At 70.6% G+C, this 21,414-nt stretch carries 24 protein-coding genes and 1 riboswitch; of the genes, 7 read left to right on the forward strand and 17 right to left on the reverse strand.

Annotation, left to right across the window (positions count from 1 at the left end; genetic code table 11):
• The 4 genes from FHX80_RS29605 to FHX80_RS29620 all read right to left on the reverse strand — a co-directional run.
• The coding region (locus FHX80_RS29605) for a CNNM domain-containing protein (RefSeq protein ID WP_145767565.1) at positions 1-197 on the reverse strand (197 nt) is incomplete at its 3' end.
• Positions 194-1,531: a hemolysin family protein gene (locus tag FHX80_RS29610; protein WP_145767566.1), complete on the reverse strand. Its 1,338-nt coding sequence runs from the start codon at positions 1,529-1,531 to the stop codon at positions 194-196. The genes FHX80_RS29605 and FHX80_RS29610, both read right to left, overlap by 4 nt.
• A 273-nt stretch (positions 1,532-1,804) precedes the next feature.
• Positions 1,805-2,230 (reverse strand): GNAT family N-acetyltransferase, encoded by a 426-nt coding sequence (locus FHX80_RS29615; protein ID WP_145767567.1) that lies wholly within the window; start codon positions 2,228-2,230, stop codon positions 1,805-1,807.
• A 114-nt stretch (positions 2,231-2,344) separates the two neighbouring features.
• Complete coding sequence (locus FHX80_RS29620; RefSeq protein ID WP_145767568.1) at positions 2,345-3,637, reverse strand: cytochrome P450; 1,293 nt, start codon at positions 3,635-3,637, stop codon at positions 2,345-2,347.
• 355 nt (positions 3,638-3,992) lie between these two features.
• Between FHX80_RS29620 and FHX80_RS29625 the strand changes: the two genes are divergently transcribed.
• Together FHX80_RS29625 and FHX80_RS29630 are read left to right on the forward strand one after the other, a co-directional pair.
• Positions 3,993-4,220 (forward strand): antitoxin, encoded by a 228-nt coding sequence (locus FHX80_RS29625; RefSeq protein ID WP_093551072.1) that lies wholly within the window; start codon positions 3,993-3,995, stop codon positions 4,218-4,220.
• Positions 4,217-4,588 (forward strand): fic family toxin-antitoxin system, toxin component, encoded by a 372-nt coding sequence (locus FHX80_RS29630; protein ID WP_145767569.1) that lies wholly within the window; start codon positions 4,217-4,219, stop codon positions 4,586-4,588. The genes FHX80_RS29625 and FHX80_RS29630 overlap by 4 nt, the downstream gene beginning before the upstream one ends.
• Before the next feature lie 90 nt (positions 4,589-4,678).
• On the opposite strand, the gene FHX80_RS29635 is transcribed toward FHX80_RS29630, so the two are convergent.
• The 4 genes from FHX80_RS29635 to bioB form a co-directional block, all read right to left on the reverse strand.
• A complete protein-coding gene (locus FHX80_RS29635) occupies positions 4,679-5,377 on the reverse strand; it encodes a class I SAM-dependent methyltransferase (RefSeq protein ID WP_145767570.1) in 699 nt (232 codons plus the stop codon).
• A 164-nt stretch (positions 5,378-5,541) separates the two neighbouring features.
• Positions 5,542-6,231: a dethiobiotin synthase gene (gene bioD / locus FHX80_RS29640; protein WP_145767571.1), complete on the reverse strand. Its 690-nt coding sequence runs from the start codon at positions 6,229-6,231 to the stop codon at positions 5,542-5,544.
• A 1-nt stretch (position 6,232) separates the two neighbouring features.
• The gene (locus FHX80_RS29645) at positions 6,233-7,537 is read right to left on the reverse strand and encodes an adenosylmethionine--8-amino-7-oxononanoate transaminase (protein WP_145767572.1); all 1,305 of its coding nucleotides are present in this window, start codon (positions 7,535-7,537) and stop codon (positions 6,233-6,235) included.
• Positions 7,530-8,702 (reverse strand): biotin synthase BioB, encoded by a 1,173-nt coding sequence (gene bioB / locus FHX80_RS29650; RefSeq protein WP_145767573.1) that lies wholly within the window; start codon positions 8,700-8,702, stop codon positions 7,530-7,532. Before bioB ends, FHX80_RS29645 begins: the two co-directional genes overlap by 8 nt.
• A gap of 142 nt (positions 8,703-8,844) precedes the next feature.
• Between bioB and FHX80_RS29655 the strand changes: the two genes are divergently transcribed.
• Entirely contained in the window at positions 8,845-9,987 is a 1,143-nt protein-coding gene (locus FHX80_RS29655) for an 8-amino-7-oxononanoate synthase (protein ID WP_145767574.1), read from the forward strand.
• Positions 9,988-10,032: 45 nt separating this feature from the next.
• On the opposite strand, the gene FHX80_RS29660 is transcribed toward FHX80_RS29655, so the two are convergent.
• Both FHX80_RS29660 and FHX80_RS29665 read right to left on the reverse strand, forming a co-directional pair.
• Positions 10,033-10,239, reverse strand: coding sequence for a DUF397 domain-containing protein (locus FHX80_RS29660; RefSeq protein ID WP_145767575.1), 207 nt, complete (start codon positions 10,237-10,239; stop codon positions 10,033-10,035).
• Positions 10,240-10,264: 25 nt separating this feature from the next.
• Positions 10,265-11,125, reverse strand: a complete 861-nt coding sequence (locus FHX80_RS29665; protein ID WP_145767576.1) for a helix-turn-helix domain-containing protein — start codon at positions 11,123-11,125, stop codon at positions 10,265-10,267.
• A 204-nt stretch (positions 11,126-11,329) separates the two neighbouring features.
• Here FHX80_RS29665 and FHX80_RS29670 point away from each other — a divergent pair, with 204 nt between their 5' ends.
• A complete protein-coding gene (locus tag FHX80_RS29670) occupies positions 11,330-11,761 on the forward strand; it encodes an ATP-binding protein (RefSeq protein WP_145767577.1) in 432 nt (143 codons plus the stop codon).
• 25 nt (positions 11,762-11,786) lie between these two features.
• On the opposite strand, the gene FHX80_RS29675 is transcribed toward FHX80_RS29670, so the two are convergent.
• Positions 11,787-12,704: a LysR family transcriptional regulator gene (locus tag FHX80_RS29675; RefSeq protein ID WP_145767578.1), complete on the reverse strand. Its 918-nt coding sequence runs from the start codon at positions 12,702-12,704 to the stop codon at positions 11,787-11,789.
• 72 nt (positions 12,705-12,776) lie between these two features.
• Between FHX80_RS29675 and FHX80_RS29680 the strand changes: the two genes are divergently transcribed.
• A complete protein-coding gene (locus tag FHX80_RS29680) occupies positions 12,777-13,433 on the forward strand; it encodes a LysE family translocator (protein ID WP_145767579.1) in 657 nt (218 codons plus the stop codon).
• Between the two features lie 46 nt (positions 13,434-13,479).
• On the opposite strand, the gene FHX80_RS29685 is transcribed toward FHX80_RS29680, so the two are convergent.
• The 3 genes from FHX80_RS29685 to FHX80_RS29695 form a co-directional block, all read right to left on the reverse strand.
• Complete coding sequence (locus tag FHX80_RS29685) at positions 13,480-13,953, reverse strand: C40 family peptidase (RefSeq protein ID WP_145767580.1); 474 nt, start codon at positions 13,951-13,953, stop codon at positions 13,480-13,482.
• A 3-nt stretch (positions 13,954-13,956) separates the two neighbouring features.
• A riboswitch (cyclic di-AMP (ydaO/yuaA leader) is annotated at positions 13,957-14,129 on the reverse strand.
• Positions 14,130-14,458: 329 nt separating this feature from the next.
• Positions 14,459-14,767, reverse strand: coding sequence for a hypothetical protein (locus tag FHX80_RS29690; protein ID WP_145767581.1), 309 nt, complete (start codon positions 14,765-14,767; stop codon positions 14,459-14,461).
• 7 nt (positions 14,768-14,774) lie between these two features.
• A complete protein-coding gene (locus FHX80_RS29695) occupies positions 14,775-15,410 on the reverse strand; it encodes an ATP-dependent Clp protease proteolytic subunit (RefSeq protein WP_145767582.1) in 636 nt (211 codons plus the stop codon).
• 99 nt (positions 15,411-15,509) lie between these two features.
• Between FHX80_RS29695 and FHX80_RS29700 the strand changes: the two genes are divergently transcribed.
• Entirely contained in the window at positions 15,510-15,794 is a 285-nt protein-coding gene (locus tag FHX80_RS29700) for a type II toxin-antitoxin system Phd/YefM family antitoxin (RefSeq protein WP_145767583.1), read from the forward strand.
• Between the two features lie 203 nt (positions 15,795-15,997).
• On the opposite strand, the gene FHX80_RS29705 is transcribed toward FHX80_RS29700, so the two are convergent.
• Both FHX80_RS29705 and FHX80_RS29710 read right to left on the reverse strand, forming a co-directional pair.
• The gene (locus FHX80_RS29705; RefSeq protein WP_145767584.1) at positions 15,998-17,047 is read right to left on the reverse strand and encodes an NAD-dependent epimerase/dehydratase family protein; all 1,050 of its coding nucleotides are present in this window, start codon (positions 17,045-17,047) and stop codon (positions 15,998-16,000) included.
• Positions 17,048-17,111: 64 nt separating this feature from the next.
• Complete coding sequence (locus FHX80_RS29710) at positions 17,112-17,825, reverse strand: lysophospholipid acyltransferase family protein (RefSeq protein WP_145767585.1); 714 nt, start codon at positions 17,823-17,825, stop codon at positions 17,112-17,114.
• A gap of 827 nt (positions 17,826-18,652) precedes the next feature.
• On the opposite strand from FHX80_RS29710, the gene FHX80_RS29720 reads away from it, so the two are divergent.
• A complete protein-coding gene (locus tag FHX80_RS29720; protein WP_244318740.1) occupies positions 18,653-19,096 on the forward strand; it encodes an Ldh family oxidoreductase in 444 nt (147 codons plus the stop codon).
• Between the two features lie 113 nt (positions 19,097-19,209).
• Here the strand turns inward: FHX80_RS29720 and FHX80_RS29725 are convergent, their stop codons facing one another.
• Positions 19,210-21,330 (reverse strand): glycoside hydrolase family 6 protein, encoded by a 2,121-nt coding sequence (locus FHX80_RS29725; protein ID WP_145767587.1) that lies wholly within the window; start codon positions 21,328-21,330, stop codon positions 19,210-19,212.
• Between the last annotated feature and the right edge of the window lie 84 nt (positions 21,331-21,414).

Below are 21,414 nucleotides of genomic sequence, written 5' to 3' on the forward strand. Positions count from 1 at the left end.
ATGCCCAGCTGCGCCGCGGCGAGCAGTGCCGAGACATGTTCGAGTCCCCAGATGACGCTGCGTGCGCGCCGGTTCCCGTTCTCCGCCTGCGGTTCGATCTGGCTGCGCCGTACGGAGATCAGAGCGAACTCCGCACCGACGAAGAAGGCGTTCACGACCAGTGTCATCAGGCCGATGAAGAGCTGTACGGCGGTCATCGCTCGTCCTCCGGCAACTCGTCGGAGCCAGGCAGCGGCGCGTGCAGCAGTGCCCGCGCGGCACGGCGCCCGGAGGCGTCCACCACGTCGAGCCGCCAGCCGGCGAACTCGACCGAGTCGCCCACCACGGGGATCCGGCCCATCTCCGAGGCGATCAGCCCGGCAAGCGTCTCGTACGGTCCGTCCGGCACTCTCAGTCCGATCCTCTCCAGCTGGTCGGTCCGGGCCGCGCCGTCGGCCGACCACAGGGTGCGGCCGTCGGCGTCCTCACCGGCCGGTGCGAGGTCCGGCGTCTCGTGCGGGTCGTGCTCGTCTCGCACCTCGCCGACGACCTCCTCGACGATGTCCTCCAGCGTCACGACGCCCGCCGTGCCGCCGTACTCGTCGATGACGACGGCCATGGCGAGCTTGCCGGAGAGCCGGTCCAGCAACCGGTCCACGGTCAGTGTCTCCGGTACGAGCAGTGGCTCGCGCAGCAGGTCGGCGACCCGCTTACGGGGCCGCAGTTCGGCGGGGATCGCCAGCACGTCCTTGATGTGGGCGACGCCGACGACGGTGTCGAGGCTGCCCCGGTACACGGGGAACCGGGACAGTCCCGTCGCCCGCGTGGCGTTGGCGACGTCCTCCGCGGTGGCCCGTATCTCCAGTGCCGTGACCTGGACCCGCGGGGTCATCACGTTCTCCGCGGTGAGCTCCGACAGATTGAGTGTGCGAACGAAGAGTTCGGCGGTGTCCGCCTCCAGGGCGCCCACCTTGGCGGAGTGCCGGGCCAGCGCCACCAGCTCCTGAGGACTGCGGGCCGACGCCAGCTCCTCGGCGGGTTCGAGCCCGAAACGGCGCACGATCCGGTTGGCCGTGTTGTTGAGGTGGCTGATGAAGGGCCGGAAGAGGGCCGTGAAGGCCCGCTGCGGGGTAGCCACGGTCTTCGCCACCGCGAGCGGCGATGAGATCGCCCAGTTCTTCGGGACGAGCTCGCCGACGACCATCAGGAACACGGTGGACAGCGCCGTACCGATGACGAGGGCCACGGACGACGCCACGCTGGGCGACAGCCCGAGGGCCTCGATCGGTCCGCGGATCAGTTTCGCGATGGAGGATTCGGAGAGCATGCCGACCACCAGATTGGTGACGGTGATGCCCAGCTGGGCCCCGGAGAGCTGGAAGGTGAGGCTGCGTACCGCCTTCATGGCGCTCGCGGCGCCACGTTCCCCCTGCTCCACGGCCCGTTCGAGCTGGCCGCGTTCGACTGTGGTCAGGGAGAACTCCGCTGCGACGAAGGCGCCGCAGGCAAGCGACAGCAGCACCGCCACGAGCAGCAGAAGCACTTCGATCATCGGTTCACCTCCGTCCCATGATCGAGCAGGGACAGGGGGATCGCTCGGTGTCGGCGATATCGGCTACTGGGAGGCTCGCCCATGGGCGGACGCTCACACCTTTCGTCAGGATCGGCAGGGGGAACACCTATGGTAAAGGATCAGCAAAGTCACTCGCAGCTCCACCCGCCGGTACCCCTATTCCCCGGCTATTTCATCAGGCGTACGCGGGCCGCAGGGGCCGGAGCCGTCATCGGCGGCTGCCGCGCGTCACTCGCCCTCGCCTCTGACCCCTCACCCCCGCAGCGGCTTCACCCAGCGCCGCCAGTGGTCCTCGCGGTGGTAGCCGGACGCGGCCCAGGTGTGGTGCGCGCGCTCGTTGGCCTCCAGGACCATGGCATCGGCGCGTCGTCCGCCGAGCGCGGTGAACCGCTGTTCCGCCGCTTCCATCAGCGCGGTGGCGATGCCTTGCCGGCGGCACCCCGGGGCAACGGCCAGTCGGTAGGCGGAGCACCGCCACCCGTCGAAACCGGCGATGACGGTGCCGACCATTACCCCGTCACGCTCCGCGAGGAGCAGGGCTTCCGGGTCGCGTGCGACGAGCCGTCCCACCCCGTCGCGGTCGTCACTGATGCTTGTACCTTCAGCCGCCGTGCGCCAGAACCGCAGCACGGCGTCGATATCGGTGGGGGCGGCGCAACGGATATGGAGATCACTCATCGGCTGAGCCAAGCAGAACGCCGCTCCGCACGGCGAACGAATTCTCCCCGATCAAGGGATCACGGGATCAGGCGATCGGGCGATCCCGTGTCACGAGTGTGCTCCTGCACCGCCTCAGCGCAGATGCACCGGCAGCGACTCGATGCCGTAGACGATCGACAGCTTGCGGAAGGTGAGATCCTGCGGCGGTACCGCGAGCCGCATGCCGGGAAACCGCCGGGTCAGGGCCGGATAGGCCGAGCGCAGTTCCATGCGCGCCAGCTCGGCCCCGATGCAGCGGTGGATGCCATGGCCGAAGGCGAGATGCCCTGCCGGGGTGGTGCGGTGCGGGTCGAAGCGGCCGTCGTCCTGGACGTACGACGGGTCCCGGTTGGCGCCGCTCAGGGAGCAGAGCACCATGTCACCGCGCGGAATGACCACCCCGGCTATCTCGATGTCCTGACGGGCGAACCGGGGGAAGGCGAGCTGCACGGCGGAGAGGTAGCGCAACGCCTCTTCGACGAACGGCACGGTCATGGTGTCGTCCGTACGCAGCCGAGCGAGGACGTCCTCGTTCCGCAGCAGCACGAGGGAGCCGAGCGCGATGGTGCTGGCCGTGGTCTCGAATCCGCCGGTGAGTACGCCGTCGGCGAGGCCCGCGAGTTCCTCGTCGTCGACGCTGTCGCCGTGCTCCCGCACGATCATGCCGAGCAGGCCGTCCCCCGGCTTCGCCCGCTGCGCCCTGACCACCTCCCTGAAGTAGTCCAGGGACGCGGACATCGCGCCGAAGGGCGCGGTCGTTCCGCCGAAGAGGTCGAAGCGGTCCATGGCCAACTGCTGGAAGTCGTCGCGGTCCTCGTACGGCACGCCGAGCAGTTCGCAGATCGTGAGGGAGGGGATGGGCAGCGCGAACGCGTGCACCAGGTCGACCGGGCCCCGCACGGCCTCCATCGCGTCGAGGCGTTCCTCGACGATGGCATCGATCCTGGGAGCCAGACGACGGAGCCGGCGCATCGTGAACTCAGGGGTGAGGATGCGGCGCAGCCGTGTGTGCACGGGCGGGTCGCTGAACCCCAGTCCGCCGGGGCTCTGCTCGGCATTGATCCCGGCGTTCGTGGCGAGATGGGCGAAGTCCGTGCTGAATCCTTCGGCGGAGCCGAGTACGGCCTTGGATTCCTCGTAGCCGGTGACCACCCAGGCGTCCATCCCGAACGGCAGCGAGACCCTGGACACCGGCGCGCTCACCCGGGCGTCGGCCAGTTGCCGCACCGGATCCAGACCGTCCCTGCGCAGCAACATCAGCAGATCCTCGGGCAGCAGCCTGATCGTGGAGGACCCGATCCCGTGCTTCTGAATCCTGGCCAGGTAGCTGCGACCGAATCTGGCGGTGATACGAGAACGGATCGTCGTACTCAATGTGCACTCCATGAGTCGTCGCGAGATCTGGACGGTTGGCACGCACACGACGCCGGGAATCGGCCGACCGCGCTGATGTCGCCTGCCTGACCAGGAATTATGACTACTTGTTCGGACGAGGGGGCACTCGGGTGCGATATCCGTCGGTCATCTTCGACCGTAGGCGCGCGGGGGCGCCGACGGTCGTGCCCGGCGGGCTGCGGAGATGTGGGGCATGCGGCCTGCGCCGTTGCGCCGGGCGGCTGCGATACGGCGCCCCGCGGCGCGGCCCGGAGGACTGGGATCCGCCTTCGGCCCGCGCTCGTCAGCGGTCGTCTGCGGCCGGCTCCCCTTGCCGATGCTAGCGGTCCCGCGCTAGCGTGATGGGGTGCCCAAGACTCAGCTGAACGTTCGAGTGGACGAGGCCACCGCCGAGGCCGCGCGACAGCGCGCGCTCCAGAGGGGGATGAGCGTGAACCGCTACATAGAGGAGCTTGTCAGACAGGATGCGGGCGAGGTCGGACACACCTTCGTCGAAGCAGCCGCCGACTTCATGAAGCAGTACGAATCGGTGTTCGCCGAGGAGTTCGGCCCGGAGCGCAAAGGCACCCGTTGAACCTCCGGATCCATCTTTCCTGGCTGCTCATGGTCGCGGAGCACAAGACGCCCGGCGACCCTCAGGTCACCGACTGGGGCGCGCTCGTCGCCGCCGTCGCCCGGCACGAGGCGGAGATCTTCGGCAGCCCCGTCTACAGCGACCCGCACTCCAGGGCCGCGGCACTCCTGCAACTGCTGCTGCACGTGCCCGCGCTGGAGCGCTCCAACGCGATGTTCGCCTCAGCCGTGGCATACGGCTATCTCGTCGCGTCGGGGCTGAAGGTCATCACCTCGCCCGAACAGGTGCGCGACCTGGCACTGCTGGTCAAGGAGGGCAAGGCGGACGTCCGCGCCATCGCCGACGAACTGCGCCAGTGGAGCCTGTGACGGGCTGACCGCACCCCCGACGGCAAAAGGGCCGGGGCCGGACGCCTGGGCCCGCGCCCCGGCAGGGACGCGCCGGACGCCCCCGCGCGGTCACCTGCGCGGGGGCCGCCCCGGCTCAGCCGCGGTCGGCCGTCGCGCCACGCCCAGTACACAGGCGGACGTGGGAAGCCGGACACCGCCCTCGGGAATGCGGATGCCCCGCTGCCTCTCCACCACGAACCCGGCTGCCTCGATCGCGGCCCGCGCATCGCGCGACGTGTGACAGCCACCGGTCAGCAGCGGCCAGAACGTCCGGTCCAGCACCCGCTGCGTGGCGGCCATGGCCCTGTCGTCGGCCCGCACGTGTTCGAAGAAGCGCAACTCGCCGCCCGGCCGCAGAACCCGTCGGATCTCCGAGAGCGACCGCCGCACATCCCGTACGGTGCACAGCACCAGTGAGACTACGGCGGCGTCGAACGTCTCGTCCCTCACCGGGAGCGCCTCCGCCGTACCCGGCACGACATCCACCGGAATCCCGGCGCCGAGTGCTGCCCGTTCCGCCAGTTGCCGCAGCGTGCGCTCCGGTTCGATCGCCACCACCTCGGACACCGCCGTCGGGTAATGGCCGAAGTTGAGACCGTTGCCCGCCCCGACCTCGATCACCCGGCCCGAGAGCCCCGACAGCAGTTCCGCCCGCACCGCGGCGATGCCCGCCGTGGTATCCGCGGCCACACTCATCCGGGCGTAGTAGCGGGCGAAGACGGGGTGATGCACCGCGTCTTTGGGAACCTTCGTGTTCCGCAACCGCATGACGGACCTCCTCGACGGGGCCGGCGAGCGGGAGCCGGGGCGCCGGGTGCGCCCGGCCCGGTCCGCTCGACCGATCAGGTTCGGCCACCCCGATTCTGCCCCGTCCCGCCCGGCCCGGGCGCTCCACCCGGGGGCCGGCCCGCGTCCCGCTCAGTCCGTCCCGGTCAGCCCGGCGGGCGGACCCCGCCCAGTTGTGCGGTCAGCCAACTCCCCGCCCGGGCACGGAAGTCCGCGGGGCTCAGGTATCCCGCACCCGCCGGGATCACACCGAGCAGCGGTGCCCCCGCGGCCACCGGGAGATCCGTCAGATTGCAGCGCTCCGCCAGATCCGGTTCGGCGGGCATGCTGCCGACCACCACGCCCAGGCAGTCGAGTCCTCGGGCGCGCAGTGCCTCCGAGGTCAGCGCCGTGGAGTTGAGCGTGCCGAGCCCGGCGGGCGCCACTACCAGGACCGGCGCCGACAGCAGCCGTGCCGCGTCCGCCAGGGTGGACCCGTCGTCGTCGAACCGTACGAGCAGCCCGCCCGCGCCCTCGACCAGGACGAGATCGTGCTCGGCCGCCAGTTTCTCGGCCGCCTCGACGATCTCGTACGGGCGTACCGGCGCGAGCCCGGCCCGTCTGGCGGCCGTGGCGGGCGCCAACGGCTCGGGGAAACGAGCCAGTTCGACCGCCGTCACATGGCTGCCCGCCAGCCGCGCCACCTCTGCGGCGTCACCCGGCTCACCGGGTGCCAGACCCGTCTGCGCCGGTTTGAGCACCGCTACCCGACGGCCCGCCCAAGCCGCCGCCACGGCCGCGGTCACGATCGTCTTACCGATCTCCGTGCCCGTACCCGTCACCACCAGAACACTCATCTCAGCCCTCCCGCGCTGCCGCGCACACCGCACGGCAGATCCGTGCCACGTCGTCGTCCCCGGTCACATACGGCGGCATGGTGTAGACGAGATCGCGGAACGGCCGCAGCCACACGCCCTCGCGCACCGCCGCCCGGGTCGCCGCCGCCATGTCCACCTCGTGATCGAGCTGTACGACGCCGATGGCACCGAGCACCCGTACGTCCCGGACTCCGGGCAGTCCGGACGCCGCGGCCAGACCGTCGCGCAGACCGGCTTCGATCCGCTTGATCTCCTGTTCCCAGTCCTGACCGAGCAGCAGGTCGACGGAGGCGCATGCGACCGCAGAGGCGAGCGGATTGCCCATGAACGTCGGGCCGTGGGCGAGTACCGGTACCTCGCCGCGCGAGATCCCCTCGGCGACCGCGGTCGTGCACAGCGTCGCGGCCATCGTCAGATAGCCGCCGGTCAGGGCCTTGCCCACGCACATCACATCGGGTGAGACCCCGGCGTGTTCCGCGGCGAAGAGCTTGCCCGTACGGCCGAATCCCGTGGCGATCTCGTCGAACACCAGCAGCACGCCGTGCGCGTCACACGCCTCGCGCAGCACGCGCAGGTAGCCGGGTGAGTGGAACCGCATCCCGCCGGCCCCCTGTACCACCGGTTCGACGATCACCGCGGCCAGCTCATCGGCATGGTGCGCGATCAGTTCCCGCAGATGCGCCGCGTACGCGGCGTCCGGCTCCATGCCGAAGCCGGCCGGGGGCTCGTCCGCGAAGACCTGTTGCGGCAGCGCACCCGACCACAGCTCGTGCATGCCGCCCTCGGGGTCGCACACGGACATGGGCTGCCAGGTGTCCCCGTGATAGCCCCCTCGCCAGGTCAGCAGGCGCTGCTTGGCGGGCCGGCCGGCCGAACACCAGTACTGCAGGCACATCTTCACGGCGACCTCGACCGAGACCGAGCCGGAATCGGCGAGGAAGACGTGTTGCAACGGTTCCGGGGTGATCTCGACCAGCCGGGCCGCCAGCCGGACGGCGGGCTCATGGGTGAGCCCGCCGAACATCACGTGGCTCATCCGGTCCAGCTGGCCGCGGGCGGCCTCATTGAGCACCGGATGGTTGTAGCCGTGCACGGCCGACCACCAGGACGACATGCCGTCGACCAACTCGTTCTGCCCGTGGGCCGGTTCGGCGAGCCGGAGCCGTACCCCGGACGCGGACTCCACTACCAGCGGTTCCTGCCGGCCCGGCATCGGGCCGTACGGGTGCCAGACGTGGGCCCGGTCCAGGGCGCGCAGATCCGCGGGGGAGAGCGGCTCAGGCATTGGGTGCGAGATCCGTACCCGCGCCGCGACGGCGGACCGCCACCAGATCCGTGCGTGCCACGGAGGCCTCCGAGGCTTCCGCCGGAGCGGCCGCCGCCTCCGGTCCTTCGCCGCAGGGCGCGCATCCGCCGGAGTGCGAACCGCAGTCTGCGCCCGCCTCCGCACGGTGCCGGGGAAGCGTGGTCGTACCGGCCCCCTCGACCTCGAACCCGGCGTCCGCGATCATGTCGAGGTCCGCCTGCCCGGCCTGGCCCTCGCTCGTCAGATAGTCGCCCAGGAAGATCGAGTTGACCAGGTGCAGGGCGAGCGGCTGCATCGAGCGCAGATGCACTTCGCGCCCGCCCGCGAGCCGTACCTCCACATCCGGGCAGACGAACCGCACCATCGCCAGGATCCGCAGGCAGCGCTGCGGAGTCAGGTTCCACTCCTTGGCGAGCGGCGTCCCTTCGAACGGGATCAGGAAATTGACGGGCACCGAGTCGGGGTCCAGTTCGCGCAGCGCGAAGACCACATCGACCAGATCGGAGTCGCTCTCACCCATTCCGGCGATCAGCCCCGAACAGGCGGAGAGACCGGCGGCCTGCGCCTGGTGCACCGTCTCCACCCGGTCCGCATAGGTGTGGGTGGTCGTGATGTCCCCGTACGTCCCCTCGGACGTGTTGAGGTTGTGGTTGTACGCGTCGGCGCCCGCGGACCGCAGCCGGCCGGCCTGGCCGTCCGAGAGCAGACCGAGGCAGGCACAGACCTCGACGCCCTCGTTCTGCTCCTTGATCGCCTCGATGGTCTGCGACACCCGGTCGACGTCGCGGTCGGTCGGACCGCGACCGCTCGCCACCAGGCAGACCCGCTTGGCGCCGCCCGCGACCCCGGCGGCAGCCGCCTTCGACGCCTCGTCGGGCTTCAGCCAGGTGTACTTGAGGATCTCGGCCTTGGAGCCCAGCCGCTGCGAACAGTACGAGCAGTCCTCGGGACAGAGCCCCGACTTCAGATTGACCAGGTAGTTCAGTTTCACGCGCCGCCCGAACCACTGGCGTCGCACCTTTCCGGCCGCGGCCACCACGTCGAGCAGATCGTCGTCCGGGCTCGCCAGTACAGCGAGCGCTTCTTCACGGGTCGGCAGCTCGCGCCGCAGTCCCTTGTCCACCAGCGTGTTCAGGAGGTCCATGGCGATGATCCTGACGCACGGCACGCCTCCGAGCCAAGGAAGAACCGGACAACAGAGAGGCGTGAGGGTGTGTGCATGGCCACACCCTGTCCGGCTTCGCCCCCGGTTAAGGTCTGTGAGTTGCCTACAAAAGGGACCGCCAATGCCCTTCGCCCCGTTCGACTGGATCGACGACGAGGCGCGCCGCCGCGCGGACGCCGGACTCGTCCGGACGCTCCGGCCCCGGCCCGCCGAAACGGAACTGCTCGATCTCGCGAGCAACGACTACCTCGGCCTGACCAGACACCCGGAAGTGACCGCGGCGGCGGCCCGCGCGGCGTGCCGCTGGGGTGCGGGGGCCACCGGATCCCGGCTGGTCACCGGGTCCACCACGCTGCACGCCGAGCTCGAACGGGAACTGGCCGAATTCTGCGGTTTCGAGGCCGCCCTCGTGCTGTCGTCGGGCTACGCGGCCAACCTCGCCGCGCTCACCGCCCTCAGCGGCCGGGGCTCACTGATCGTGTCGGACGCGGGCAACCACGCCTCGATCGTCGACGGCTGCCGGCTCTCCCGGGCCGAGACCGCCGTCGTGCCGCACACCGACCCCGAGGCCGTGCGCAAGACGCTCCGCGCGCATGACGGCAGGGCGCTGGCGGTCACCGACTCGGTCTTCTCCGTCGACGGCGATGCCGCGCCGCTGGCCGCGCTGGCCGAGGTCTGCCGTGCGGAGGGCGCCGCGCTGCTCGTCGACGACGCGCACGGTCTGGGGGTGCTCGGGGAAGGCGGGCGCGGCGCTCTCGCGGCCGCCGGTCTCGCGGGCGGCGAGGGCGTCGTCGGCACGCTCACCCTCTCCAAGGCCCTGGGCAGCCAGGGCGGCGCGGTACTCGGCCCCGCCCGGGTCATCGACCACCTGGTCAACACCGCCCGTACGTTCATCTTCGACACCGGTCTCGCCCCGGCCGCCGCCGGCGCCGCACTCGGCAGCCTGCGGCTGCTGCGCCGCGAACCGGAACGAGCGGGCAGGGCCCGGGCGGTCGCCACCGCACTGTACGAACAGTTGACCGCGGCCGGTCTGGTCGCCGTACGGCCCGATGCGGCCGTGGTCTCGGTACGCGCGCCTTCGGCCGACTCCGCGGTCCGCTGGGCGGCCGACTGCCGTACGGCCGGTATGGCGGTCGGGTGCTTCCGGCCGCCGTCGGTGCCGGACGGCATCTCCAGGCTGCGACTGACGGCGCGGGCCGACCTGACGGACGCGCAGATCGCGACCGCGGTCGCGATCGTACGGCGGACCGCTCCGGACGCCTGAGACGGCAGCGCCGCCATCGGGCGCCGTGACCGGCCCGCCGTCGGGTCAGCGGACCGAGTTGCGGCTCAGACCGTGGACGAAGGAGGTCCAGGCCGCGGCCGAGAACTGCAGCGGCGGCCTGGACACATCCTTGGAGTCGCGCACGGCCAGCTGTCTGCCGCCGAACGGTGCGGCCTCCACGCAGTTGTTCATTCCCGTGCTGCGGCTGCTGCGCCGCCACCGTAACGCGTGCTGTGCGAGGCAATCCGACATGACGCCCCCCTCGGGCAGTCCGTAGTTACTGACCGGCGCGGTCGATCGCGGCGATCAGGTCCAACGAGTGCTCCGGCGACAGCGCGTGTGCCTGCAGGGTGCGGAAGGCCGAGCTGTACGCCTCAAGGTCTTCTTTCCGCTCCAGGTAAAGGCTACTCGTCAAATGGTCAAGAACGACCACATCCAGATCAGAAGTGGTCGGAAAAGAGAAGATAACGAAAGGTCCGGTGAGGCCGACGTAGCCGCCGACCGAGAAGGGCAGCAACTGAAGGTTCACGTGCGGAAGCTGGGCCAGCCGGATGAGATGACGCAACTGCTCCCGCATCACCCGTTGGCCGCCGACCGCGCGCCTCAGCACCGCCTCGTCGAGCACCGCGCTCAGTCGCAGCGGCGGATCGCTCCGCAACACCCCCTGCCGGGCGAGCCGCACCTCCACCAGTGAGTCCAGCTGGCCGGCCGGCAGCCCGTCGAGTGCCGCCCGGGTCACCGCACGTGCGTAGTCGGCTGTCTGCAACAGGCCCGGCACCACCGAGGTTTCCAGCGTGCGGGCCGTACGCGCCTGCGACTCCAGGCTGATGAAGTCACGGTACTGGGGCGGGATGAGACCGCGGTAGGCGTGCCACCAGCCCGCACCGCCACCGCCCGCCGAACCGGCGAGCGCCTCCAGGACGCCCCGCAACTGCGGGTCGTTCACGCCGTACGCGTCCAGCAGCCGGGTGACGTCCCCCGGCCGCACCCCACTGATGCCGGTCTCGATCCGGCTCACCTTCGACTGGTGCCAGCCGAGCAGTTGCGCGGATTCCCGGCTGGTGAGCCCCGATGCATGGCGCAGACTCCGCAGCTCCTCCCCGAGCTTGCGGCGTCGCACCGCAGGTCCGTGCTGCATGTAGTGACTCCCTCCCAGTCCCTGCCGAGCGGACAGTGTGCCGCTCCCGCACGGCATCCAGCGAAGAGTTCACCGCTTTGAGCGACAGATATATGCATATCTTGGTGGATCGTCGTCACAGAGGGCAGCATCAGTGGCAATGTGGCGCGAAGCACAGCACGGACCGATCGCGGGTCGGTCCGGGTGGGAAAGGGGCGGCCGGCCATGGCGGACCATCAAGAGGCAAGTGTCACGCTGCCGAGCGAGCCGGTCTCGGTCGCCGCGGCCCGCAGGTATGTGGCCAGAGTGCTGGCCGAATGGGGACTGTCCGACGGGAGCGAGGCCGCCGACACCATCCGGCTGATCGTCTCGGAGCTCGCGACCAACGCGGTCCAGCACACCTTCGGCCAGTCGCCCATCTTCACCGTGGACCTCCGGCTGGAGCGCGAGGAACAGCTGCACGTCGGAGTGACGGACAGTCACCCCCGCTGGCCCCAGCGGCTGCCCGCCGCCGTCCAGCAGGACAACGGGCGCGGCATGGTGATCATCCGCTCGCTGGCCAAGGAATACGGTGGCAAGCTGACCGTCACGCCCACCGCCGACGGCGGCAAGACCGTCTGGATCGCCCTCCCCTGGAACGTCCCCGTCCAGAGCTGACCGGACCCGTGGCCCGCCGCCCCGGTCACTGCGTCGCGGCGGCCCGTCCGAATCCGCTGCGCAACAGGGCCCGCAGGGTCTCCGCAGCGGCGCTCGACCGGTCACCGCGGTGCACCACCGAGATCGTCCGGCGGAACGCGGCAGGAGCCAGCCTCCGTACGGACAGCGGGGTCGGCGACATCGCCGCGACCATCTCGGGGACCACCGCGATCCCGATGCCCGCGCTGACCAGCGCGCACACCAGCGCATAGCCGGGCGACTCGCAGACCACCGCGGGCAGTGCGCCCGCCTCGGCCAGTGCGCTCTCCACCCCACGCCGCGGTGGATGCGTGGGCGCGCTGCTGATCAGCGGCCGGCCGGCGAGGTCCGTCACCGGGAGCCGCCCGCTGCCGTCGGCCAGGACCTGCCCGACGGCGGTGATCAGCACCAGTTCCTCGACCAGCAGGGGCACGGTACTGACGCCGGAGGGCAGCGGTGTCGCGGTGGCCGGTTCGTACGCGTGCGTCAGCGCGAGGTCGACCTCGCCCGCCGCCACCGCCGCCACCCCGCCCGGCGGCTCGTACTCCGTGACGACCAGCTCCACATCCGGGTGCGCCCGGCGGAAGGCGCTCAGCACGGGAGGCAGCAGATGAACCCCCGCAGTGGTGAAGGTGCCGACCCGCAGACGTCCGCCGGAGAGCCCGGCGAGACGGGCCAGCTCGTGGCGGGCCTGGTCCATCTCGTCGAGGATCCGCCGGGCCCGGCCGGCGAGCAGCTCACCCGCGGCCGTGAGACGGGCGCCCCGGTGGTGCCGGACCAGCAGTGCGGCACCGGCCTCCCGCTCCAGTTTGGCGAGCTGCTGGGAGAGAGCGGGGGCGGTGTAGCCCAGGCGCGCGGCGGCCCGGGTGATCGAACCGGCCTCGGCGACCGCGACCAGCGCCGCAAGCCGTGTCGGGTCGTACATTAAGCATTCCTTTTGGCAGACCCACGAGATTGCAAGTACATGCTAAAGGCGGTTCGGGTCCAGGGTGGAGCCATGGACGCCCAACTGACGGCCTTCCTCGGGGTTGCCGCCGCCATGGTCGCGCTGCCCGGAGCCGACTTCACCGTCGTCGTACGCAACGCTCTCGCCTCGCGGTCGGCGGGGGTGGCGACCGCGCTCGGCGTCGCCGGTGGCCTGCTCGTCCACACCGCGCTCGCCGTCGCGGGGCTGGCCGCCGTGCTGGTGGCGGTGCCGGTGCTGTTCCGCACGGTTCAGCTACTCGGCGGGGCGTACGTGCTCTACCTGGGCGTCAGTGCGCTCCGCGCGGCCCGGCGCAGCCAAGGGCGGGCACACGCCACCGAAACCGTGGCGGACCGGGCGGACGACGACGCGGAGCCCGCGAAGGGGACCCGGCGCGCACTGCGCCAGGGCTTCCTCACCAACGCGCTGAACCCCAAGGCGCCTGTGCTCTTCCTCAGCCTGCTTCCGCAGTTCGTCCCCGCCGGGTCCGCCCCGCTGCCCAGAACGCTGCTGCTCGCCGCGATCGTCGTACTGCTGGCACTGATCTGGTTCCCGGCCGTGGCGCTCCTGGTGGACCGCCTGGGCCGGTGGCTGCGCCGGCCGCGTACCGCCCGGGCGATCGAGGGCGGCAGCGGCGCGGCACTCACCGTGCTGGGCGTGGTACTGGTGACCGGCACCCTGCTGCACTGACCCGACAGCCCCTCGCACGCGGGTCCGGCGGTGGGACGAGGGTCCGTCAGCGGACCCGCCCGTAGTAGACGTTCTTCGTCCAGATCTTCTCCATCCGGACCACGGCGCCGGATTTCGGCGAGTGCCAGATCCTTCCGCTGCCCGCGTAGATGCCCACGTGGTAGACGCTGCGGCCGGAGTGGAAGAAGACCAGGTCTCCGCGTTGCCGATTCGAGGCCGAGATGTGACGGGTCTTGTTGTACTGCTGCTGGGCCGTGCGCGGGAGCTTCTTGCCCGCTTTCCCGAACGCGTAGAGCGTCAGGCCCGAACAGTCGAAGCGGCTTGGGCCGGTGGCACCCCACCGGTAGGGCGATCCCTTCTTCGACGCGGCGATGTTGAGCGCCTTCATCGAATGAGTCGCGGCCTGGGCGTCGGTCACGGCGCCGGGGACGAACAGTGTGCCGCCGACGGCGGCGAGAGTCATGACCGAGGCCGTGGTGGCGCGGGCGAGCAGAGACGGGACATGAACCTGCGCAGTCATGCGCAACCCTTCGTCAGCCGCCTGTGAAGGATGACCTGTCGGGTTCGGGCTGGCGAAGTTGCCCGGCCGCACATGGCGGCTTCACCCCGAGGGACAACCGGATAGCCGGTCGGCCCGTTGTGCTCGGGTCCTCCACTCCTGCCGATCCACTCCTGTCGACCAGGCATCCGGACAGCGGCAGGACTCGGCGTCCGCCCGGACCGCCCCGCCGCGGTGGCGGGGGCTTGTCGTCCCAGGGATCTTGACTCACCGAACGCCGGATTTCCGGGATAAAACAGTCATATGTGAGGATCGGCACGACTAACCTGATCAGGTGGACAATGGGCCTTACGGGGACCTGCCGAGCCTCCCCTGTCAGCGCCGTACCAGCGACGGAACGGCAGATTTCGCCCACGATCCACCTCGAAAGCGCAAGTCGAGCCATCCCTCGTGCGAGGCATCGGGTACGCCGAACGAGCGAGAAATTCTGGTCAAGCCGTCGGGCGTGTCGGCGTAGGCGAGTTGATCAACTCGTCGGGGCCGGCGGCACGGTGATCCGTCCGGTGCGTCGTTCGCCGTCCAGTACCCGCAGCGCCCGGGTCAACGTGGCGGAATGGATACGCGCTTCGCCCCGCTCGTGCATCAACGCGAGTGCGTCCCGCAGCGCCGCCGCGTACGAGGCGAGCGCCTGGGCGGCGCGCAGGGCACGGTAGGTGTCGTCGGCGTGGGCCGGGTTGATCCGGCCCAGCTGGTCGACGACTTCCAGATAGCGGTCGATGAACTCGCCCTCCGCGCGGGTCAGGGCGGGCAGTGGTGGGAACTCCGGTGGCTGCATCGGGGGTTCACCGCGCGGCGGCCGGTGGCAGCGCGGGGCCGCGGTTCTGCACGATGTGGTCGATCAGCCCATAGGCCTTGGCGTCCTCGGCGTCGAGGATGAGATCGCGCTCGGTGTCGGCGGTGATCTGCTCGGCGGAGCGGCCGGTGTGACGGGCCAGCATGCCGGTCAGCGTCTCGCGCATCCGGGCCAGTTCCCGGGCCTCGATCTCCAGGTCGGACGGCTGTCCCTGTACCGGTTCGGCGAGCTCGGGCTGTTGCATCACGACCCGTGCGCCGGGCAGCGCGTGCCGTCGGCCGTGAGCTCCGGCGGCCAGCAGTACGGCCGCGCCGGCGCCCGCCTGGCCGAGGCAGAAGGTCTCCACCTCGCAGGTGAGGAACGCCATCGTGTCGTAGACGGCGGTCATGGCCCCGAACGAGCCGCCGGGGGAGTTGATGTAGAGCTGGATGGGCCGGTCCGGTGCGTCGTGCTCCAGGTACATGAACTGGGCGACCAGGTCGTTGGCCGCCGTGTCGTCGACCGGGGTGCCGAGGAAGACGACGCGTTCGGCCAGCAGCTTGGAGTAGGGATCGAGGGTGCGCGTCCCCTGGGACGTGCGCTCGGTGAACTCGGGCAGTACGTAGCGGGCGGCGGGGCGGTGCATGGCGAAGGCCTCTCCTCCGGTGCGCAGGGGTCCGTGCGGGCGCCTGCGCACGCATCCGTAAAAAATGTACAGGACGTACAGAAGGATATGATGGGGAGCATGGCCTACGAGATTCCGGTGACGCAAGCCCGAGCTGAGCTCGCCGAACTGATCAACCGTGTTGTCTACGGCGGTGAGCGAGTGGTTGTGACGCGGCACGGCAAACCGCTCGTGGCGCTGGTATCGGCCGCTGACCTGGAGCGACTTGAGGACGAGGAGGCGGCGGAGCAGGAGCAGGTGATCAGCTCGGTCTCCTCGATCGGCTCTTTGCCGTCCGCTACCGGCGAACGGCACCGCTTCGGGATCGCCGCGGAACACCGGGGGCGGCAGGGCCCGGGGGAGTGATGCGGAAGTGCTGTGCACCCCTGCCCGTGACGGGCAGGGGTGCACAGCACTTCCCGACGACGAGCCGGACACCGGCCCAGCCCGCAACGCCGAAGCCCCGGCACCCTGCCAAAGGGCCGGGCGGACGGGGATACGGGCGGACGGGTATCCGGGCACCGCACCGACCGACCGTCTACGACCGTCCGCCGTCCTCCGCGGCGCGCTCACACCGTACGGTCGTACCGTTCCAGCCAGGCGTCCTCTGCCGCGTAGTCGAAGAGGCCGGTGCCGTAAGCCCACACCATGGCGGGGTAGGCGTCCTTCCAATCACGCCCCGCCAGTTGCGCGGTGATCCACTCGACGGACTCCGGGAGCGACTCGGCATAGCCCGTCACCGGCCGGTAGCCGAGCTCCCGTTCGGCGGCCGTCATGTCGTACACGATGGGATGCGGGGCGCCCCAGGGCGACAGGCCGACGCCGTCGGGCGAGGCGTCGCCCGGCATCAGCACGGTCTCGGTCTCCCACCCCAGCACCGCGTCGACCGCCGCACCGATCTCCGCGACCGTCGGCGCCTGCGGGTCGGCTGCGTTGAGCACCCGGGAGCCCGGCCGCAGGGCGGCAAGCCGGATCAGCTCGGCCGCGTTGGCGGCGTGCAGCGGATGGAAACGCGACCTCCCCCCGTACGCCAGCACGCGCCGGGCGCGGCGGTCCAGAGCACGTTTCACGAAGTAGAGCTCGCGCGGCGAGCGGCAGTACGGACCGTGGATCGCGCCCGCCCGCAACAGCGTGACCGGCAGCGTGTCGCCCGCTTCGAGGAGATCCTGCTCCAGACGGATCTTCCTGGTCCCGTACGTGGCCTCGCCCGGCCGGACCGTGGGCTGCGACTCGGGTATCGGTACCGGGTAGCAGGGCGACCCGTCGGGTTCTTCCTGCGTGTCGAAACTGCGGCCGCGGTCGTCCTCGTACACCGCACCGCTGGAGACGACCACGGCCGACCCGATCCGGTCCGCCAGATCCGTCAGCTGCCGGGCATGCTGCCCTCCGTACGCCACCATGTCGACCAGTACGTCGCAGCCGTCGCCGAGGGCCGCCGCGAGCGCACCGTCCTCGTCGCGGTCCAGTGCCGCCGTCCGTACCTCGTCGCCCCACCTGTCGTCGCGGACGCCGCCTCGCGAGGCCGCGGTCACCGTCCAGCCGTCCGCCACGAGCGCGCGCACCGCGGCCCGTCCGATCTGGCCGGTCGCTCCCAGCACCCATGCGTGTCCTTTGCCCATGGACCTCACGCCAGGGGGAGTCAGGAGCACCGAGAAGCGTGGTTCACCGAGCGCGAATCCGCCGTCAGCGTCGCAGTTTCGGGAACTTTCCCGGACGCTCCGCCTGCTCGGCCGCCTTCACCTTGGCCGCGTACTCATCGACGTACTCCTGTCCGGAGAGACCCAGGATCGCGTACATGATCTCGTCGGTGACAGCCCGGACCGCCGCCTTCTCGTCCTCCAGCCCGGTGTAGCGCGAGAAGTCCAGCGGCTCGCCGAAGCGGATGGTGACCTGCTTGATGCGCGGTACGACCTTGCCGGGAGGCTGGATCTCGAACGTGCCGACCATGGCGCACGGCACCACCGGCACCTGTGCCCGGATGGCCATGACCGCGACCCCGACCTTGCCCTTGTAGAGCCGCCCGTCGTGCGAACGGGTGCCCTCCGGATAGATGCCCAGCAACTCGCCCCTGCTCAGCACCCCGAGCGCCTCGCGGATCGCCGCCTGCCCGGCCTCCTTGCCGGACCGGTCCACCGGGATCTGCCCGGCGCTCCGGAAGAACGCGGCGGTCAGCCGGCCCTTCACACCGGGACCGGTGAAGTACTTCGCCTTCGCGAGGAAGGTGATGCGCCGTTTGATGATCGCCGGCATCAGGAAGTGGTCGGAGAACGACAGATGATTGCCGGCGACGATGGCCGCACCGTCCGCCGGAATATGCTCCGCGCCCTCGATGACCGGGCGGAAGAACAGCCGCAGCAGCGGCCCCAGGACGACGTACTTGAGCAGGTAATAGAACACGGGGCGGCTCCCAGGTCGGCCGGATCGGCTCCACAGCTGCGTTTTACCAGGTCAGCGGAGACCTCAGCAGAGGACACCCTATGTGCAGCCGTCGTCCCGTCTACCCGCCCTCGGGCGGGTCGATGCCGTGCCTTTGGCGGCTTTGCCGACCGGACTCCGGTCGGGCCGGGCGCTCCGGGGCACGGCCGGTACGGGCCGGGGGCGGTCCGTCGCCGCCGGGGAGCGCCTGAGCGGTGACGTCGTGGAGGTACCGCACGGCGAATTCCTCGGGTGGCGGCGGCGCTCGATCGCCGCGCCGGAGTCGTGGAGCCACCGCCGGTAGCCGAGGGGTCCGAAAAGTTCACCGCGGCCGAGTCCCGTCGCACCGTGACGCACCCGGATCCAGGACCGGTCCTCGATCCACCGGAGGTCGAGCGGCCCGGCGGATGCTGCGCGAGGGCGCCGGCCGGACCGCCGTCGCGGTCCCACAGGATGGCCGGGGCGTCAGCGCGCTCGCCGGAATCGGAGGCCCGCGCGCACTCGAAGCCGAGGTGGGAAAGAGGCGGCCCGACGAGCGTGACGACCGTGCGGGGTCCACCCGACGTGCTCCCGGTGAACCCCGCCACCAGGGCCGTTCACGAGCTGATCGCCGTGGCGGTCACGGGCAGTACTGAGGGGCACGACCGCCCCCAGGATGTCCGACGTGTCGTCCGGGTCCACCGAGGTCAGGAAGACGGGGACACCGTCCTTCCTCGCCCTGGCGATGTCGCCGGGAAGGGCGTCGATGTCCACGCTCTGCACGATCAGCGCGTCGCAGGATCCGCCAGGCGAGGGCGAGCGGTACGCCACTGCCCGAGGGGGCCGCAGACGGCGCCCCGACCACCGACCCGGCCGAAGCCGTCATGCCGTTGCCGCTGGGCGGCGCCAAGGGGTCCGGGATGTCGCTCGCCTTCGAGCTGATCACCAGCGTGCTCGTCGGCGCGCCGATCTTCTCGGCCTTCCACTCGGGCGACCCCCAGGGCCGCAAGCACCGGCAGAACGCGCTGATCGTCGCGATCGACCCAGCGGCCTTCGGCGACCCGGACGCGTTCGTCGCCTCCGTGGACACCACCCTGGACACCCTCAAGCGGCTGCCCCCGGCGGCTGCCGCGGACGGGGTCCACTACCCGGGTGAACGCAGCGCCGCCACGGCCGCCGTCCGGGCCGGGAGCGCAATCGCGGTGGCGCCCAAGGTCTGGCAGCAGCTGACCGCCGCCGCTGAGGCGGGCATCACCGTCCCGGGCGTGCTCTGAACGCGGCGGCGCCCGCCCCGCGGGCATGACACCGCCCCCTGCCGGATGTCCGGCAGGGGGCGGGCCGTTGGGTGACCTTCTCGCCCGGTCGGTTACCTGAGCGGGTGGAAAGGTCAGGGAGCGGTGCCCCAGGCGAGCGCGCCGGCCACGTACACGCCGATCTTCGTCGAGTCGGCGTAGCTCGTGTTTGTCGAACGGCTGTAGTCGTCCGCCTCGTTGAAGTTGGACCAGTCGCTCTTGTTCAGCCGCAGTTGCATCTCACCCGTGGAGGCGCCCGCGGCGAGCGTGCCGCTGCCGAAGCTGACCTCCAGGTAGTGGCTGGCACCGGCGGCCGAGCTGCCGGAGGACTTCACGCCGAGGGACAGGTTTCCACAGCCGATCACCGCGTAGTCGCACGCCGTGCCGAAGGTGGAGGACCCGGCCTCGGGGGTGAACCAGTACCGCACCTTCACCGTGGACAGATCCACCGAGGTGCTGCCGGTGTTGACCAGTTGCAGACCCATCCGGATCTGGTTGTCGGTGGGGGAGGAGTCGGTGTTCTTGTACTGGACCTTGAGCGAGCCCGTCCCGGTGCCGCCGCCCGCGGACGTGGTGGCCGAGACGGCGGCGGAGGCCGCCGACACATTCCCTGCCGCGTCCTTGGCCTTGACCGTGTAGCTGTAGGTGGTCCCGGCCGTCAGACCGGTGTCCGTGTACGAGGTCGTGGTGGTGGAGCCCACCCGCACGCCGCCGCGGAACACGTCGTAACCGCTCACCCCGACGTTGTCGGTCGACGCGGTCCAGGACAGCGAGACGCTGCCGCTGGTCTTCGCCGTTACGGTCACGCCGGTGGGCGCGGTCGGCGCCTGGGTGTCACTGCCGCCGCCGTCGCCGCCGCCGAGCGCCGGGTAGGCGTTGCGCACGAGCTCCTGGAACTGCGCGGAGAACCAGTGACCCGCGAGCGGGGAGTTCGGCAGGGCGCCGGTCAGGCTGTTGCCGTTGCGGCCGTTACCGGTGTACGTGGGGTCGCACATCCGGTCGAAACCCTTGCCCTCGTCGTTCGCGACGGGGGCGCTGTTGCCGTCGGACTCGCCCGGGGGCTTGGCCCAGACGTACGCGTCGATGCCGGCCGCGGGGGCGGTGGTGGGACGCTCGCCGATACCGGCGCCGCTCTGGTTGCACCAGTTGCCCGGGTGGATGCGCCGGTCGACCCGGCCACCGTCCACATAGGCGTCCACACTGGTCTGCGGACCGGGGCCGGCGGGCCGCTTGGTGCCGCCCCAGCCGTTGCGGGCCGTGTCGATCAGCATGCCGATGTTCGAGGCGAAGCCCTGGCTCACCAGCTCGGTGCGCAGTGCCTGGGCGAACGACAGCTCATCGACGTAGTAGTTCCAGTCGACCCACTTGGACTGGCGGACCTGGGTGCCGTTCACCGTGTCGGTGACCTTGAAGTTCGGCTCCTTGGTGGCCGAGTAGTTGGCGGTGTTCACGATGAAGCCCGTGACGTCGGCGACCGTGGCGCCCTCCGACGTGGCGGCCTTCTTGAACTCCTGCGCAGACGGGACGAAGTTGGAGTCCCAGCCCAGCCAGCCGTGGTGGGCGGCGTCCACGTAGTTGTAGACGTTGGGGATGGCACCGAGGGTGTGCAGGGCGTAGCCGACACCCTTCTCGTAGTTGCCGTTCGCCTTCATGGTCGCGCAGGCGTCGGTGGAGCCGGCCGAACCGCCCGCGTTGGTGACCAGGTTGGGCAGCGAGTCGGGCTCGATGATCGTGACGATGCGCAGGTTCGCGTACGCCGGGTCGGCGAGGATCGCGGAAATCGGGTTGATGTACTCGTTCTTGTACCGGCTCAGCTCGGTGGGGCCGAGCTCACCGTTGGACGCCAGCGCGGCGCAGTCGCGTCCCGGCAGGTCGTAGATGACGACCTGGAACAGGTTGGCGCCCTGGCGCAGTGCCGTGTTGAGGTGCTCGCGCAGGCTCATCGCCTGGGCCGAGCCCTGGATGGCCGCGATGCGGTCCATCCAGACGAATCCCGGTTCGTTGGCGATGACACTGCCGCCCGGTTCGGCCGCCGCCTTGGCGGACCAGTCGGGGTTCACGTATGCCTTGGCGCCCACATAGGGGTTGTCGACCCGTGCCGCCGCCGCTGATGCGGTGGTGGGGATGGCGACCGCCAGTGCCGCGCCCATGGCCAGGGCGGAGAGTGCGGCCAGTTTTCGGCGTAGCCCGTGCGTGATGGTGCCTCTGGTACTCATTGCGGCTCCGTGCTCCTCTCGTACGTCTGCGGAAGCTCCCCGCAGACGGGTTCGTGGGGTGTTGCCGGGGGATGGGCCCGGTGG

It is taken from the genome of Streptomyces brevispora (assembly GCF_007829885.1).
GTDB classification, from domain to species: domain Bacteria; phylum Actinomycetota; class Actinomycetes; order Streptomycetales; family Streptomycetaceae; genus Streptomyces; species Streptomyces brevispora.